This is a genomic window from Halomonas sp. 3A7M (assembly GCF_014897875.1).
Taxonomy (GTDB): Bacteria; Pseudomonadota; Gammaproteobacteria; order Pseudomonadales; family Halomonadaceae; genus Vreelandella.
Genome location: NZ_JABUZD010000174.1, coordinates 153,291 through 168,948, shown reverse-complemented (window position 1 = coordinate 168,948; position 15,658 = coordinate 153,291). Strand labels below are relative to the sequence as shown.

The window sequence follows — 15,658 nt, the reverse complement described above, 5'->3', positions numbered from 1 at the left end:
CTGGCTTACTCCCCAAGGCCGAATTTTGCATCGAGTTTGTTCATTCTCCAGGCATAGAAGAAGATCAGTACGATGAAGGTGAGGATGGAGCCCTGTTGAGCGAACCAAAAGCCCAAGTCAGTCCCACCAACGGGAATGCCCGCTAACAGCGGACGAAAGAGGATGGCACATCCATAAGAAACGAACGCCCAAACGGCCAAGCATCCAAAGATTAATCGGACGTTGGCTTTCCAGTATTCAGCAGCATTGGATTTGTCATCTGCCATTGTGGTGCTCTCCAGTTGTGATTTTTAGGGTTGGAAAGTTAACTCAGGATAGCGTGTGATCCATTAGGGCAATCCTTCATAGAAAACCGCTCTTTTAGTTGTCTGCGATGATTTAGTGCGATTAGACGCATATCACCTTGTTGGTTAAGTTGCTCTGCTGGTTAATGGTTTGGCAAGGTTTTCTTCAGTGCCTTGATAAGTGTTTAACAAGTGCCACGTGAACATCCTGTATAGCCCGTTGTTAATAGTGGGCAATAATTGCAAAAAATAAATCCCAGACTTTGGTATCAATGAGCTTTCAGTACGTATTGTGATGTTTGTTTTTTAAAATAAATACTTGTTTTTGATATTTTTTTAGTTTCTCTTCCTGGGTGATAGGACGATGGTCTATGGGTCGCTTAAAAGCAATGTTTGCTACTTTTAATAGGTGGTATATTAAATGGCCAAGTTTGCTAATTCATGTCGCTACTTTGGTCGCTAAACGAACGTCTTTACGACGTTAGCGGTATAGCAAAAGGTATAATAAAGGCGTTGGTTAAAAAGCAATCAAATCTTAAGCCATTGTGTTCTTCATCGCGATTAACTGGGGTCACTCATGATTGACGTTGATCTTTCCCAATTGCCCTTCACATTAATTGATGATGAAGGGCGTGACCACGTTCGTCGTGGTATGGACATCGCCTATTTTGATCGTGATGAAATTATTATCGAGATGGGGCAAGCGGGTGAATCGGTATTTTTGATTCACAAGGGCGAAGTTGCTGAACTGGATCCTACCCTGCCAGCGTCCAGTGCACGGATTGGGCACTACACGGCTGGTGATCTGTTTGGTGCCATTAGTATTCTGAATGGTAAAAGCCGCTATCGCTTCCAAGCTGAGCAAGAATGCTTGTGCTATGTGATGCCGAAGGCGCTATTTATAAAACTATGCCGTCATCATCCCGACTTCGAAAATTTCTTCAAACAGTCGCTATCTCACAAAGCGCGGTTAATGACTGAAAAGCGTGCCGAAGGCGGCGTGACCATGGCCGGCTTTATGTTGGCTAAAGTCAGCGAATGTATGCGTGAACCTCTTATCATGGATGCATCGACAGATATTGCCAGCGCGGTGCGTCAGCTCAACGATAGCCATGCAGATAGTTTGCTAGTCAAAACCCAGGGGGAGTTTGGCATTGTCACCAAAACCGATTTGCTCAATGGTGTGGTGCTGAACAACTTTGAGCATACAGCGCCCGTTGAGGATGTGGCCCATTTCTCGTTGGTAACCGTTACCCCCCATCAATACTTATTTGAAGCGCTCGTGCTGATGACGCGGCATAAAGTAACGCGGGTGGTGGTGATGGAACAGGGCGCCCTGAAAGGGGTGGTGGAGCTAACGGATGTCCTTAGCTATTTTTCGAGCCGTAGCTATGTCGTTAGTCTGCAGGTGGAGCAGGCAAGTAGCTTAGAAGCATTGGCGGCTGCCAGCCAACGTACGCCAGAATTGGTGAATGCGCTTATGGCGCAAGGGGTCAAACTACGTTTTGCCATGGACCTACTGGCCGCGTTGAATGGCCGAATCATCAATAAAGCGTGGTCATTTGTTATTCCTGAGCAGTATCACTCCCAAAGTTGCCTAATGGTGATGGGTAGTGAAGGGCGCGGCGAACAAATTCTTAAAACAGATCAAGATAATGGCCTGATTTTAGCCGATGACAGCCAATGGCCTTCGCTTGCCGAAGACATGAATGCGCTTACCCAAACGCTGATTCAGCTCGGCTACCCACCATGCCCAGGTAATATCATGGTGTCTAATCCTGAATGGGTTGGCACTGTGTCGCAATGGAAAAACAACATTGCTAAATGGGTGAGTGCAAGAGATGGCGATAGCCTAATGAAGCTGGCGATTTTACTGGATGCCCATGGTGTGGCTGGTAATCCGCAATTGCTAGACAGCGTGCGTGCGGAGCTGTTTGAACGCTGCTCACGGGATGAGCTATTGCTGTCCTACTTTGCGCGCGCTGCACTGCGTTTCTCAACACCGCTAACGCTATTTGGCTCCTTAAAAAAGCCCCAGCATGGGATCGATATTAAAAAAGGCGGTATTTTTCCCATTGTTCATGGGGTGCGCACAATGGCCCTCGAGCGACGCATTAATGCTACTTCCACCTTAGATCGCCTGGACGCTTTAGCAGAAGATGGTCGTCTTGATCGCCGTTTTGCGGATGACCTGGGCGAGGCGCTGGCGCTGTTTACCGAACTACGTTTAAAGCAGCAGTTGCAGACAGCAGAAGCGTCGACTCAGCAGCGCAGCAACCGTGTGGTGGTGCAAGAACTCTCGTCCCTTGAGCGTGATCTGCTGCGTGAGGCGCTGCATATCGTAAAAGATTTTAAGCAGCGGCTCTCCCATCGTTATCATTTGGAGTATTCGTGAGCGGAATGCGCTTGTTAGACCGGCATATGTCACTACTCAGTGGCTCGCTGCGTACATTAATGCAGCGCGAAAGCGACCGCCGACGCTGGGCAGATTCCCCCTACGCATGGCTGTTTCAGCCCTACATGGGGGAGGAAATGGTGGCGCTTGCCTGCCAGGCTAGCCCAGGCCAAGCGCCGGTGGTCAGCGTCGCTGCTGTTGTCTTAAGCCCAGGGAGAGTGCAGACCAGCCGAGCCTGGGTGGCTACCCTGGCAGAAGAGCAGAACAACAACGCCCCCGCGCTGCGGCGACATCATCAGCTGTATGCGACGGACACGGTGCTGGCGCCTAACGCTGAGCATCTTGGGGCGCTAGCTGAATTCATCGGTAATCGGCCGCTAATTGGTTGGCAGTTAGGCCGCTCGGTGGAACACCTTAATCTTTTGTTTAAAGCAGGGTTGGGATTTGGTTTGCCCAATGCCCAGGTCGATGTTGGTAAGCTACACTATCGCCAACTGCGTCGCTTACATCCGCAGTGTGAGACGAACGGCCACTTGACGGAAGCGCTCGCTCGTTGGCAAATGCCCGCTCTTCAGTGGATGGGAGTGCTGGGGGATGCAACCGCAAGCGCGCTTTTATATCTGCGTTTGCAGCGCGAGATCGCCCAGCAGGGATAGTCGTTACTACCCTCATGGGATGAATCCACGGGTTTATCTTGGGTGGACGTGGTGAGTCTTGTTAGAATGCCCGCTGCTTCTTCTACCATCGGCAGTGCCTACACCATGCTACAACCTGACTATTTTGACCCCGCAGCGCCTGATACTGTTTCTGTTGACAGCCCTGCTGTTAATAGCGCACAGACACCATCCGAGCATCACGCCGCTAAACAGAAGCGTGAATTTAATAAGCTACAAAAGCGCTTACGGCGAGAGGTTGGCAACGCCATCATTGATTATCAAATGATTGGTGAAGGTGACAAGGTGATGGTGTGCCTGTCTGGCGGCAAAGATAGCTATACGATGCTGGAGATACTGCTTAACCTGCAGCGCAACGCGCCGGTTAATTTCTCTCTGGTCGCCGTCAATATGGATCAAAAACAGCCAGGCTTCCCGGAGCATGTGTTGCCCCAATACCTAAATAAAATGGGGGTTGAATACCACATTCTAGAGCGTGACACCTACTCGGTGGTGAAAGAGAAAACCCCGGAAGGAAAAACGACCTGCGCGCTCTGCTCACGACTAAGACGTGGCTCTCTTTATGGGTTTGCCGAGGAAATTGGGGCTACGAAAATTGCCCTAGGGCATCATCGTGAAGATATTTTAGAAACGTTATTTCTTAACATGTTCTTTGGTGGCACTTTGAAAGCAATGCCTCCCAAGCTTTTATCTGACGATGGCAAGAATATTGTCATTCGCCCCCTTGCCTACTGCAAAGAGGCTGATATTGCAGAGTTTGCTCGGCTAATGGAATTCCCGATTATTCCCTGCAACTTATGTGGCTCTCAGCCCAATCTCCAGCGTCAAGTTGTCAAAGATATGTTGGCTGAGTGGGATAAAAAACATCCAGGACGTCTAGAGAGCATGTTTAAAGCGGTGACCAATGTAGCGCCTTCCCAGCTAGCAGACCGCCGTTTATTTGACTTTGCTGGCCTTGAAGCCAAACAAGCGGCGTTGATGGAAGGGCGTATTCAGGCGCTTAGCGTGGACTAGCCGACTGTTCTTCCTCTTCAGTTAGCGTGATGAGGCGCCGCATATCTAAAATATTAACCTCGCGCCCTGAAACAGCCACCACCTCTTGCTGTTGAAAGCGGCTAAGAATACGGCTGACCGTCTCTACCGCCAAGCCTAAGTAATTGCCGATGTCGGCGCGGGACATGGAGAGTCTGAAGCTATAAGGCGAGTATCCACGTCGACGAAAACGGTCTGAAAGGGTGACTAAAAAGCTGGCTAGTCGTTGATCGGCCGTCTTACGCGATAGCAAGCGCATCATGCGCCGGTCATCCCGCAATTCTTTGCTCATGCTCCGATAAAGCTGGCCACGTAGTTCGGGCAGTTCTTCGGAAAGCAGGTCCAAGCGATCAAATGGAATTTCACATACCGTTGTGGTTTCCAGTGCAATGACGCTACCGGGGTAGTGCTCTTCATCAATTCCGTCCAATCCCACTAGTTCGCTGGGAAGGTAGAAATTTGTCAGCTGATCATTGCCGTTCCCTTCGCTGGTCACCTGTTTCAGGCTGCCTGAGCGGACGGCATACACACTGGTGAAGTGATCGCCCTGGCGAAACAGGGGCTCGCCTTTTTTGAGCGGTGCGCGGCGGCGAATGATGGCATCAAACTGGCCCATATCCTCAAGCTCTAAGGCAAGCGGCAGACACAGCGAGCTTAGGCTACAGGTCTGACAGCGCGCCTCTTGCAGTAGTGAGCGTCGTTGGCTGGCGGGGTGTGGCATATCATTCTCCCTTTCTCGTTAGCCATCATAGGCCCAGAGGCAAGACGTCTCAACAAGCTTATACAATCTTAGAGTAGCGCTGAGTCGGCTGGTCAGCTATGCGAGCATCAAAGGCCATCGCCAAATGGCGAATCAGCAGCCGCCCAGTGGGGGTGGCGCTAATAACTTGCCGATGGCGAGTGATTAAACCGTCTTGCTCAGCTGTCTTCAATTGCTCAATTGCGGTGGAAAAATAATCACTAGCATCGATGTGCCAACGCCTTCCAACTGCCGCTAGATCAATGTGCATGTCGCACATTAGCCGTTCAATCACGTCTCTTCGTATTAGGTCATCCTTATTTAACCTTAATCCTTTGACGGTTGCCAGCTTACCTTGATCTAAGGCTGCTTCATATTGGCCAAGCTGAGTCGGGTTTTGTGCGTAAACGTCGTCAACCCGTGATATAGCGGATACGCCTAAGCCAACTAAATCGCACTGTGCATGGCTAGAGTAGCCCTGAAAATTGCGTTGTAAGGTGCCGTTGCGCTGTGCAATCGCTAGGCTATCGTCAGGTCGTGCAAAGTGATCCATGCCAATATGCACATAGCCTGCATTAGTCAGCATTTCTATGGTGGTATGCAAAATAGCCAGCTTTTCATCAGCGCTGGGAAGGTCCGTTTCGTTAATGCGTCGCTGTGGCGCAAAGCGGGTGGGCATGTGCGCATAATTAAATACCGACAGCCGTGCGGGGTTGAGTTCGATGACTTGGTTTAGCGTCTCGGCAAAGCTTTTTTCGGTTTGAAATGGCAGCCCATAAATCAAATCAAGATTGAGTGAGCGAAAACCAAGACGGTGAGCTTCTTCCATTAACGTTTCGGTGAGTACCCGGGGTTGTACGCGGTTGATAGCTTTTTGTACCTGCAGGTTTAAATCCTGTACGCCAAGGCTTAGTCGATTAAAGCCGAGAGATTGTAGGTGGCGCAAAGTAAATACGTCTGCTTCGCGAGGGTCTATTTCAATAGCGTAATCGCGATCGGCTGAGCTAGATAAACCAAAACGGGCATCTAGGCGATCAATCAGGTCTCCCATCTGTGCCAAGGTTAGAAATGTGGGCGTACCACCTCCCCAGTGTAACTGTTGCACCGGGCGTGAAGTGTCTAAATGGCGGGCAGTGAGCACCATTTCCCGATCTAGCCGAGAAAGGTAAGGTTCCGCAAGGGCGGTATTCTTCGTTGCGATTTTATTGCAAGCACAGTAGAAGCAAATTTTTCGACAAAAGGGCACATGCACATATAGGGATAGCGGACGGTGGCTCTCGTTACTGCGCGCTAGCGCCTGAGTAAAGTCATCGGCGCTGAACTGCTCATGAAACGCGAGAGCTGTTGGGTAGGATGTGTAACGTGGGCCACTTTTGTCATAGCGACGCAGTAGCGCTTCATCCCAGGCATTAGCCCCAGACACTTCCGTGTTGGTAGGTGAGAAGGCAGCAGTGGCATGAACGGGCATGGCGAGCGCTCCGAAGTGAGAAGTAAACAAAAGGAGTGACTGAGCGCCGTCGCTCAGTGTTCTCTCGGCATGCTACGTCGGTGTCACTTGGAATGCGTTGAGCTATATCAAACTATAGGAGGGTCTGACTAATGCGCTGTTAGGGAGATAAGCGTCCATAGTTGCCAAAGGGCGAAACTGATAATCGACAGTGCAGCGACGCTGCGAGTGGCAGGGTGGCGAATTAAATGGCTTAACTGCTGTGCTGCAAGTCCTGTTGCCAGCAGAGCGGGGAGTGTACCCAGTCCAAAAGCACCCATTAGCAGCGCGCCATCGAGTGGGTCTGCAATCGCTAAGCTCCAGGCTAGCATGGAGTAAACCAAACCACAGGGCAGCCAGCCCCACAGCGTCCCTAGGGCGAAGGCTTGAGGAAGATGCACGACAGGCATCAGGCGTCTACCTACTGGCTCTATATAACGCCAAAGGTGTCTTCCCACCGCTTCTACTTTCAGCAGTCCTTTCCACCAGTTGGCGATATAGAGCGCCATTAGGATGAGCATCAATGCGGCGAAAGCCTGCAGTGCAACACGTGCAGACGGTGAAAGTGAGATAAGTGTGCCAAGTGCAGCAACAATGGCACCCGCCACCATATAGCTGAGAATGCGTCCGGCGTTATAGCTAATCAGCAGCCCACCCATGCGGGCAGGGTGTCGCATGCTAGGCGGTACGGCAAAGGTCAGCGCGCTCATAATGCCGCCACACATGCCGATACAGTGGGCGCCGCCCATTAAGCCAAATACAAACGCGGCTAGCAGGGGCGGTAAATCAAGTCCCGTAGGATTCATGCAGGTGGCTCTTGGTTATCTTGAGAAGAAGAGCCACTTTTTTTACGCGCGGCACGCTGCTCGGGAGTCAGGTCATTCTCATCATCGTCGAATAGGATGCGGTGGGCTGGGCCTTCCAAATCGTCAAATTGGCCGTGTTTCACGGCCCAAAAAAACGCCCACACCGCGAGGCCCAGAAGAGTGAGTGAAAGGGGAATCAGTAAGTATAAAATCGTCATGCCATCACCGGTGTTGATAGGGCAATCTGAGGGGCGGGCGGCGTACGCCAGCGAGTGAGACGCAGCGCGTTACCTACCACAACCAGGGAGCTTAGCGACATGCCAATCGCAGCGAGCCAGGGGGGAATTAAGCCCATTGCTGCTAAAGGCAGTGCCGAAAAATTGTAGCAAACCGACCACAGCATATTTTGACGCATAATTCGGCGTGTGGCGCAGGAAATATCAATCGCCTCAAAAATACGCATTAGGCGTGGACTGAGCAGTATCGCGTCGGCGCGGGTCCGGGCAAGATCTGTGGCGCCATTCATAGCAATGGCAACGTCAGCGCCAGCCAATACCGGCACATCATTGATACCGTCACCGATCATCACGACACGCTCACCGCTGGCTTGTAACTCACGTAATCGCGCCAGCTTGCCCTCAGGCGATCTGCCAGCGTGCCACGTGGTAATATTGAGCTGTTCTGCCAAGCTTTCTACCGCTTCTTGCGTGTCACCAGAAAGTAGTTCTACTTTCAGTCCACGGGCTTGAAGTGCGGCAACGGTTTGAGCCGCATCTTCACGAACGCCATCGTGCAGCTTGAACCAGGCACGTGGTGCGTTGTTTTCACTGAGCAAAAGCCACTGGCCGGTGCCTGGCTGGGGCAGCGCGGTTGTCGTCGCAAAATCGGGTTTACCTAATCGCCATGTTGCGCCGTTCAAAGTGCCTTCTAGCCCGCTTCCGGTCACACTTTTGACGTTGCGTGCCTGCAGAGTGGCATCCCGAAATGGGCGAAAAGCCCTGGCAATGGGGTGTTCAGAGTGTGCCTCTAGCGCCGCTGCGATGGCTTGGGCACGCTCTTCACTGAGCGTCGTCTCGCTGTGGGCGAGATGCTGTTGGTCAATAGGATACGTTTGGGTTAGCTGCATTTCGCCGCGGGTCAGCGTACCGGTCTTATCAAAAATCACGCGGGTGACGTTGGAGAGTGATTCGATCGCGTCAGCACGTGTAATGAGTACGCCTCGCTGGCGCAATTGGCCATGTCCTGCTGTCAGCGCAGTAGGGGTGGCCAGTGCCAGTGCACAAGGGCAGGTGACTACTAATACCGAGAGTAGCACCCATAGCACACGAGACGGATCAATAAACCACCATGCTACAGTGACACACGCGGTAACGATCAGCAGCCGTAATACAAACAGGTGCGCCATACGCGCCGCCATCTGGGCAAGTCGTGGGCGACTTGCAAAGGCGCGATCGGTTAAATCGACAATACCGGCCACTCTGGCGCTATTGCCAGCATGGGTTACCTTTATGGTGAGCGGGTTTTCCATGTTTTGGCTGCCACCCACCACGCTTTCGCCTACCCGTCGAGTCACTGGCAAATACTCACCGGTCAGCATCGACTCATCAAGGCTGGATTCGCCGTCTTCGATAATGCCATCAGCGGGAACGCCATGACCGGGCTTGATGAGCACGCGGTCGCCTTCTTTAAGTTCACTGGCAGGCAGAATGCGTTCACTGCCATCAGCTTCAAGGCGAATAGCGGACACTGGCAAAACGCCGCTCAGCGCATTGCCACTGTGGCCGCTGCGCCGTCTGGCCCTACCTTCTACATAACGGCCAAATAGCAAGAAAAAGGTAAACATGGCGACCGAGTCGAAATAAACATCGCCAACGTTAAACAGCACTGCATAACTGCTCGCCAAATAGGCGCCGCCAATGGCTAGCGAGACCGGCACATCCATGCCAAGAACGCCGGTTTTTAGATCACGCAATGCGTTACGGAAAAAAGGTTGCGCTGAGAAAAATACCACGGGCGTGGCCAGGGCAAACGATAGCCAGTGAAACAGAGTGTAAAAGTCTTCGCTAAGCTCACCAGGCCCCGACACATAAATGGGAATGGAGAACATCATGACCTGCATCATCCCGACGGCCGCGACAATCAGGCGGCGCACATTCATGCGTTCTTCATGTTGCAAGCGCGTTTGGGCTTGGTCAGGTTCATAGGGCTGCGCATTGTAGCCAATGGCCGCTAGTTCAGCGAACAGCTGTGAGAGGTTGATGACGGCGGGGTCCCAGCTCACACGTAGGCGATGATGGGTAAGGTTGACCGCGCTAGAAGTAACGCCATCAAGTGCATTCAAACGGTGTTCAATGAGCCAGGCGCAGGCTGCACAGGTGATGCCGTCTATTGCGAGTGTGGCGCGTACTTGTCCTTCGTCACCCTCTGGGTGAACAAACTGCGCTTGTAGCCCTGGGTCATCAAATACCGACCAGGTTTCTGCTTTGGCAGCTTGGCGCTCGTCAGGGCGCTCTGGCATTTCTGTGCGATAGCGATAATAGCTTTCCAACCCGCCATCGACGATGGCATGGGCGACGGCTTCGCAACCTGGGCAGCATAGTGATTTGGATGTGTCGTCAATGTTAATTCGCCACGGTGCCCCTTCGGGCACCGGGTTGCCGCAGTGGTAGCAGCTAAGGGTGGTCGTGGTCATTCGTTCTCCGAGCGCCCGCCAGGTAGTAGTGCAATGGTGTTTTCGTCAGGAAAGCGTGCTTCTCCGATAAGGCGCCATTCTGATTCATCGCCTTGCTCTGGCTGCAGCTGTAGATACCAGCGATAGCGCAGATTGTCAGGTCCTTGAGTGATATAGCGACCTTCGCGCACATGCTCTAGTACAAACGACTGGTCACGATCGTCTTCGGTAGGAAAAATAAGATCTAGATAGAGCTTGTCTGGGCGAGCATCACCAGCAAGATCAACAACAATATCGCTGGTAAGCGGATCAATGCGTAACTCGGCACTTAAATTTAAAGTGCGCGCTTGCTCTTGCTTGGCGAATACCATGTTAATTGCTTTGCCGTGCTCGTAGTAATCTTCTTGTACCACCATACCGTCGTAGCTTTTGACCGACATAACCGCAAAGGTTGTGCTGACAATAATGGAGGAAAACAACAAGCCTAACAAAAACCATGGCCAGAACTGTTTGTACCAAGGCGTAATCGTAGGGTCTGACATAACGCATTTATCTCCTGGCGTTACCTAAGAAGCGGGCTTCACGCTCCTGACGGATTTGCTCATCTTGTTGTGCTTGTAGCACAAAAGTAATGGGGTGGCTGGGCTGGCTTAGATCTTGAGGGTTTGCCAGTACGGTGACGACCTGAATGCGAGATTCGCCTGCCGGCACGCTAATCGACGCGCTATCTAGCGTTAAGCTGGGAAGGCCTAACACACTGATTTGGTAAGTGTGTGGCTGGTTATCAAGGTTACGCACCGTGAGGCTGTAAACATTGCTGATTTGCCCTTCTCGGGTCATTTGATACAGCTGTGTGCGCTCACGCTCGGTGTCGAAACTAAGTGGAATGCGGTCGTTAACCGTCCAGGCAAACGCAACGACCATAATAATCAGCGCGGCAAAGTAGCTCAGCAGTCGAGGCCGTAAAATGTGGCTTTTCTTGCCTTCTAGCGCATTTTCCGTTGTATAGCGAATAAGCCCTTTGGGGTAGCCCATTTTGTCCATGACGCTGTCACAGGCATCAATGCAGGCTGCACAGGTAATGCACTCGTACTGGAGCCCATCACGAATATCAATGCCTGTTGGGCAAACCTGAACGCATAGCTCGCAGTCTACACAGTCGCCAAAGCCAGCTTCTCTCGCCTGAGTATGGCTAAGTGACTTCTTCCGCCGACCTCTTGGCTCGCCGCGTGCTTCGTCGTACGACACGATCAGTGTGTCGCGATCAAACATGACTGATTGGAAGCGCGCGTAGGGGCACATGTAAATGCACACCTGCTCGCGCAGCCAGCCTGCATTTAAATAGGTAAATACTAAAAAGAAGCCAACCCAAAAATAGGACCAGCCATGGGCTTCTAGCGTAGGCAGTTCCGTCACTAGCGTGCGGATGGGGGTGAAGTAACCCACAAAAGTGATGCCAGTAGCCAAAGAAATCAGTAACCAAGCGGAATGTTTAGCTCCTTTCCGCCACGCTTTGTCAGCATTCATTGGCTGCTTGTCTAGCTTAATACGGTGGTTTCTAGATCCCTCTATGCGGTGCTCAAGCCAAATAAATAAGAATGTCCAGACGCTTTGTGGGCAGGTATAGCCACACCAAACACGTCCAGCAAAAACAGTAATAAAAAATAGCCCAAAGGCACAGATAATAAGCAGCCACGAAAGTAATACGAACTCTTGGGGATAAAATGTGGCAGCAAAAATATGAAACTCTCGGCCTGGAAGGTCAAACCAGATAGCAGGGCGGTCGCCCCAGTTCAGCCATGGAAGCAGAAAAAAGCCCAGCATAAGCGCCCAGTTGGTGCTGCGCCTTACTTTCTGGAAGAGCCCTTTAATTTCGCGCACATAAATATGTCGGCGCTTAGCATACATGCTCTGAGTTGTACTTTCCCCAGGGGGATGGTGCCCAACGGGCGGCGGCGTAATATCTTGGCTAGGTATTTTTTCCATGGCGATGATCGCAGCTCACTAAGGCGGGAATGGGCGGCAGCATGGATATCGTGGCGTTAAACCTGCGACGCTAGATAACACAACTGTATGCCGTGTCGCTAAATAATAGTGTAACGGATAGAAAGGGTATCTGGACGGACGGTGGATGAAGAAAGGGTGCGGTATGAAACCGCACCCTCGTGATACTACCTACAAGCGGTTGCGACTAACTAAGCGATTAGTCGTTGAAGCGTAGGCTGTAGACATAAGCGGCTACTAGATGAACACGCTCTTCACCGATATAAGCCGCTTGTGCTGGCATGTGGCCGTTACGACCATTGCGCAGTGTTTGGCGGACAGAATCGGCAACGCTTTGTCCCGGTGCCAAATAGAGCCATACATCATCAGTAAGGTTAGGTGCGCCAAGCGCGGTATTTCCCGTTCCACTGGGTGTATGACATGCCGCGCACGCTGCTAGGAAAGTGCTTTCGCCACTGGCTGCACGGTCTGCATCATGCTCTTCGCCAGACATTGAGAGAACGTACTGAGTGAGGTTCTCAATGTTGTTCTCGCCAAGCTGCTGCCAGGCAGGCATTAATCCATTACGACCATTATTCAACGTCGTCATGATGTTTTCCGGCTCACCGCCATACAGCCAGTCGTCATCGGTGAGGTTCGGGAAGCCGTAACCACCTTGGGCGTTAGAGCCGTGACATACCGCACAGTTGTTCAGGAAAACACGCTCTGCTACCCGCATTGCTTCAGCGTCTTTTGCCAGTTCAGGAATAGGTATTTCCTGATACTGAGCAAAAATCGGTGTGAAGCGCTCTTCAGCACTCGCAACTTCTTCTTCCCACTGGCCTTCTTGGGACCAGCCCAAAATGCCTGCATAGTTACCTAGGCCTGGGTAAAGTACTAAGTAGCCCAAGGCAAAAATAACGGTGAGGATAAACAGCTTGAACCACCACTGGGGTAGTGCGTTGTCGTACTCTTCAATTCCGTCGGCCGCGTGGCCAGTGGTTTCTACATTGCCATCAGCGTCGGGCGTTTTATCGGTACGGCGGTTGGCAAATAATATCCAAACGGTTAGCGCGATGGTGCCCAACGTGATGACAATAATCCAGGCGCTCCAGAAGCTGGATAGGGAGTCACCCCATAAATTATTCATGTATTTTTATCTCCCCTGTCGTGGCGGGAATCCACTTCGTGCTCAGACGAAGCATGCTTGTCACGGGTTGGTTGCTTATCATCGTCATCGGCGAAAGGCAGGTTAGCAGCTTCGTCGAAGTCTGGTCTGCGTCGCTTGGAGTATGCCCACAGGCCAATGCCAATAAAAACGAAAATCAGTATCAGCGTGATAAGGCCGCTAAATGTTCCCATGTCCATAGCTTAACGAGTGCCCTCAAGCACGGTGCCTAACTGCTGCAAGTAGGCCACCAGTGCGGTAATTTCCTGGGTGCCGCGAACGTCTTCTGTCGCAGTGGCGATATCTTCGTCGGTATACGGCACACCTAATTGACGCAACGTGCGCATCTTGTCAGGAGTGGCGTCACCATCGAGGGTGTTTTCAAATAGCCAGGGGTAGGCTGGCATAATTGATTCGGGCACTACATCGCGGGGGTTGTAGAGGTGAGCACGATGCCAGTCGTCGCTATAACGGCCACCGACGCGGGCAAGGTCCGGCCCAGTGCGCTTGGACCCCCACAGGAAGTTGTGCTCATAGACCAGCTCCCCAGCCACGTTATAGTGGCCATAGCGTTCGGTTTCTGCCCTGAAGGGGCGAACCATCTGGGAGTGGCAGCCCACGCAGCCTTCACGGCGATAGATACCGCGACCTTCCAGCTCCAGTGCAGAGAGCGGCTCTAAGCCATCAACCGGCTCGGTGATCTTCTTTTGGAAGAAAAGTGGAACGATCTGAGCCAAGCCGGCGAAACTGATCACGACAAGGATCAATATGGCAAGTAGGCCAACGTTCTTTTCGATAATCTCGTGTTTCATTGGTCTCAACTTCCCCGTGTTAAGCGGCTTGCGGCGTTGGCTGGCTAAGGGTCTCACGACGCTTGACGGTCAAGTAAACGTTGAGCGCCATAATTAACATACCCGTAACCCAGAAAAGGCCGCCGATCAAGCGTACAAAGTAGCCTGGTGCGCTAGCTTCAACGGCTTCAATAAAGGTGTACATCAAGGTGCCATCAGCATTAATCGCCCGCCACATCAAGCCTTGCATAATACCGTTGACCCACATGGCGGCGATATACAACACAGTACCAATGGTGGCTAACCAGAAATGCACCGCAATTAGATTGACGGAGTACATCTCGGTACGCCCAAAGACCCGCGGGATCATATGGTACATTGAGCCAATGGTAATCATCGCTACCCAACCTAGTGCACCAGCGTGCACGTGACCAATGGTCCAGTCGGTGTAATGTGACAGCGCGTTGACGGTCTTAATGGCCATCATTGGCCCTTCAAACGTCGACATGCCGTAGAACGACAGCGCCACCACCAGGAAGCGAAGTGTTGGATCGGTGCGCAGTTTATGCCAAGCGCCAGACAGGGTCATCATGCCGTTGATCATACCGCCCCAGGAAGGTGCAAGCAGAATGATAGACATAATCATACCCAGCGACTGTACCCAGTCGGGCAGCGCTGTGTAGTGCAGGTGGTGCGGGCCGACCCACATGTAGATCATGATTAACGCCCAGAAGTGGACGATGGAGAGACGGTAGGAATAGATCGGGCGTTCAGCCTGTTTCGGCACGAAGTAGTACATCATGCCCAGGAAGCCTGCCGTAAGGAAGAAGCCGACCGCATTGTGGCCGTACCACCACTGCACCATCGCATCCACTGCTCCGGCGTAAACTGAGATAGAGTACATCGGGGTAACGGGGATCGCCGCGTTATTAACGATGTGCAGCACCGCAATGGTCAAAATAAACGCGGCGTAGAACCAGTTCGCCACATAAATATGAGACGTGGTGCGCTTTTTAATCGTCATTAGGAAGACGACGGCATAGCTGATCCATACGACCGCGAGCAAAATATTAATCGGCCACTCCAGCTCAGCGTACTCTTTGGTCGTGGTGTGACCCAGAGGTAGCGTCACGACTGCTGAGATAATGACTGCTTGCCAGCCCCAGAACGTAAAAGCCGCCAACTTGTCAGAGAAAAGCCGTGTCTGGCAGGTGCGCTGAACAACGTAGTACGACGTGGCAATGAGCGCCGAACCGCCAAAGGCGAAGATAACGGCATTGGTATGAAGAGGACGCAGGCGTCCAAAGCTAGTCCAAGGTAAGCCAAGGTTCAGTTGCGGCCAAACTAGCTGGGAGGCAAGGATAACGCCAAGCGTCATACCTACAATGCCCCACACAACGGTCATGATCGCGAACTGCCGAACTACCTTGTAGTTGTAGGTCGGGTGTTCCAGTGCTGTGTTCATTTCATGTTCCCATCGAACGCGGTTAGGGGGTAACCCGCAGCATTTTGCATTAGCATTTTGCCCGGGTGCGGCCACCCGCTTGATGATGCAGGTCAAGATCCGAGAGAGATTCTATCGCAGCCGCGCCCTAAGCTGAACACGCCAATAGAAGTAACACTGAATTA

15 protein-coding genes are annotated in these 15,658 nt (G+C 52.0%); 3 read left to right on the top strand and 12 right to left on the bottom strand.

Going from position 1 to position 15,658, the window contains the following annotated elements:
• Positions 1-5: 5 nt before the first annotated feature.
• Complete coding sequence (locus tag INT19_RS18820; protein ID WP_038477966.1) at positions 6-266, bottom strand: DUF4212 domain-containing protein; 261 nt, start codon at positions 264-266, stop codon at positions 6-8.
• A gap of 595 nt (positions 267-861) precedes the next feature.
• Here INT19_RS18820 and INT19_RS18815 point away from each other — a divergent pair.
• The 3 genes from INT19_RS18815 to ttcA all read left to right on the top strand — a co-directional run bounded on the left by INT19_RS18815 (position 862) and on the right by ttcA (position 4,367).
• Positions 862-2,679 (top strand): putative nucleotidyltransferase substrate binding domain-containing protein, encoded by a 1,818-nt coding sequence (locus tag INT19_RS18815; RefSeq protein WP_193061848.1) that lies wholly within the window; start codon positions 862-864, stop codon positions 2,677-2,679.
• Positions 2,680-2,684: 5 nt separating this feature from the next.
• Positions 2,685-3,335, top strand: a complete 651-nt coding sequence (locus tag INT19_RS18810; RefSeq protein ID WP_193061868.1) for a DNA polymerase III subunit epsilon — start codon at positions 2,685-2,687, stop codon at positions 3,333-3,335.
• 66 nt (positions 3,336-3,401) lie between these two features.
• Positions 3,402-4,367: a tRNA 2-thiocytidine(32) synthetase TtcA gene (gene ttcA / locus INT19_RS18805; protein ID WP_193061867.1), complete on the top strand. Its 966-nt coding sequence runs from the start codon at positions 3,402-3,404 to the stop codon at positions 4,365-4,367.
• Here the strand turns inward: ttcA and fnr are convergent.
• The 11 genes from fnr to ccoN form a co-directional block, all read right to left on the bottom strand.
• Complete coding sequence (gene fnr / locus INT19_RS18800; RefSeq protein WP_193061847.1) at positions 4,354-5,106, bottom strand: fumarate/nitrate reduction transcriptional regulator Fnr; 753 nt, start codon at positions 5,104-5,106, stop codon at positions 4,354-4,356. The two genes, ttcA and fnr, sit on opposite strands and share 14 nt — an antisense overlap.
• Positions 5,107-5,164: 58 nt before the next feature.
• Positions 5,165-6,592 carry an oxygen-independent coproporphyrinogen III oxidase gene (gene hemN, locus INT19_RS18795; protein ID WP_193061846.1) on the bottom strand — a complete coding sequence of 476 codons (1,428 nt, stop codon included), beginning with the start codon at positions 6,590-6,592 and terminating at the stop codon, positions 5,165-5,167.
• 128 nt (positions 6,593-6,720) lie between these two features.
• Positions 6,721-7,416 carry a sulfite exporter TauE/SafE family protein gene (locus tag INT19_RS18790; RefSeq protein WP_193061845.1) on the bottom strand — a complete coding sequence of 232 codons (696 nt, stop codon included), beginning with the start codon at positions 7,414-7,416 and terminating at the stop codon, positions 6,721-6,723.
• Entirely contained in the window at positions 7,413-7,634 is a 222-nt protein-coding gene (gene ccoS / locus INT19_RS18785) for a cbb3-type cytochrome oxidase assembly protein CcoS (RefSeq protein ID WP_193061844.1), read from the bottom strand. Before ccoS ends, INT19_RS18790 begins: the two co-directional genes overlap by 4 nt.
• Positions 7,631-10,108: a heavy metal translocating P-type ATPase gene (locus tag INT19_RS18780; RefSeq protein ID WP_193061843.1), complete on the bottom strand. Its 2,478-nt coding sequence runs from the start codon at positions 10,106-10,108 to the stop codon at positions 7,631-7,633. The genes ccoS and INT19_RS18780 overlap by 4 nt, the downstream gene beginning before the upstream one ends.
• Positions 10,105-10,629 (bottom strand): FixH family protein, encoded by a 525-nt coding sequence (locus INT19_RS18775; protein WP_193061842.1) that lies wholly within the window; start codon positions 10,627-10,629, stop codon positions 10,105-10,107. The genes INT19_RS18780 and INT19_RS18775 overlap by 4 nt, the downstream gene beginning before the upstream one ends.
• Before the next feature lie 7 nt (positions 10,630-10,636).
• On the bottom strand, positions 10,637-12,073 hold the full coding sequence (gene ccoG, locus INT19_RS18770; RefSeq protein ID WP_193061841.1) for a cytochrome c oxidase accessory protein CcoG: 1,437 nt from the start codon (positions 12,071-12,073) through the stop codon (positions 10,637-10,639).
• A 217-nt stretch (positions 12,074-12,290) separates the two neighbouring features.
• On the bottom strand, positions 12,291-13,220 hold the full coding sequence (gene ccoP / locus INT19_RS18765; protein ID WP_193061840.1) for a cytochrome-c oxidase, cbb3-type subunit III: 930 nt from the start codon (positions 13,218-13,220) through the stop codon (positions 12,291-12,293).
• Positions 13,217-13,438 (bottom strand): cbb3-type cytochrome oxidase subunit 3, encoded by a 222-nt coding sequence (locus INT19_RS18760; RefSeq protein WP_193061839.1) that lies wholly within the window; start codon positions 13,436-13,438, stop codon positions 13,217-13,219. Before INT19_RS18760 ends, ccoP begins: the two co-directional genes overlap by 4 nt.
• Before the next feature lie 3 nt (positions 13,439-13,441).
• The gene (gene ccoO, locus INT19_RS18755) at positions 13,442-14,050 is read right to left on the bottom strand and encodes a cytochrome-c oxidase, cbb3-type subunit II (RefSeq protein WP_193061838.1); all 609 of its coding nucleotides are present in this window, start codon (positions 14,048-14,050) and stop codon (positions 13,442-13,444) included.
• Positions 14,051-14,069: 19 nt separating this feature from the next.
• Complete coding sequence (ccoN, locus tag INT19_RS18750) at positions 14,070-15,494, bottom strand: cytochrome-c oxidase, cbb3-type subunit I (protein ID WP_193061837.1); 1,425 nt, start codon at positions 15,492-15,494, stop codon at positions 14,070-14,072.
• Between the last annotated feature and the right edge of the window lie 164 nt (positions 15,495-15,658).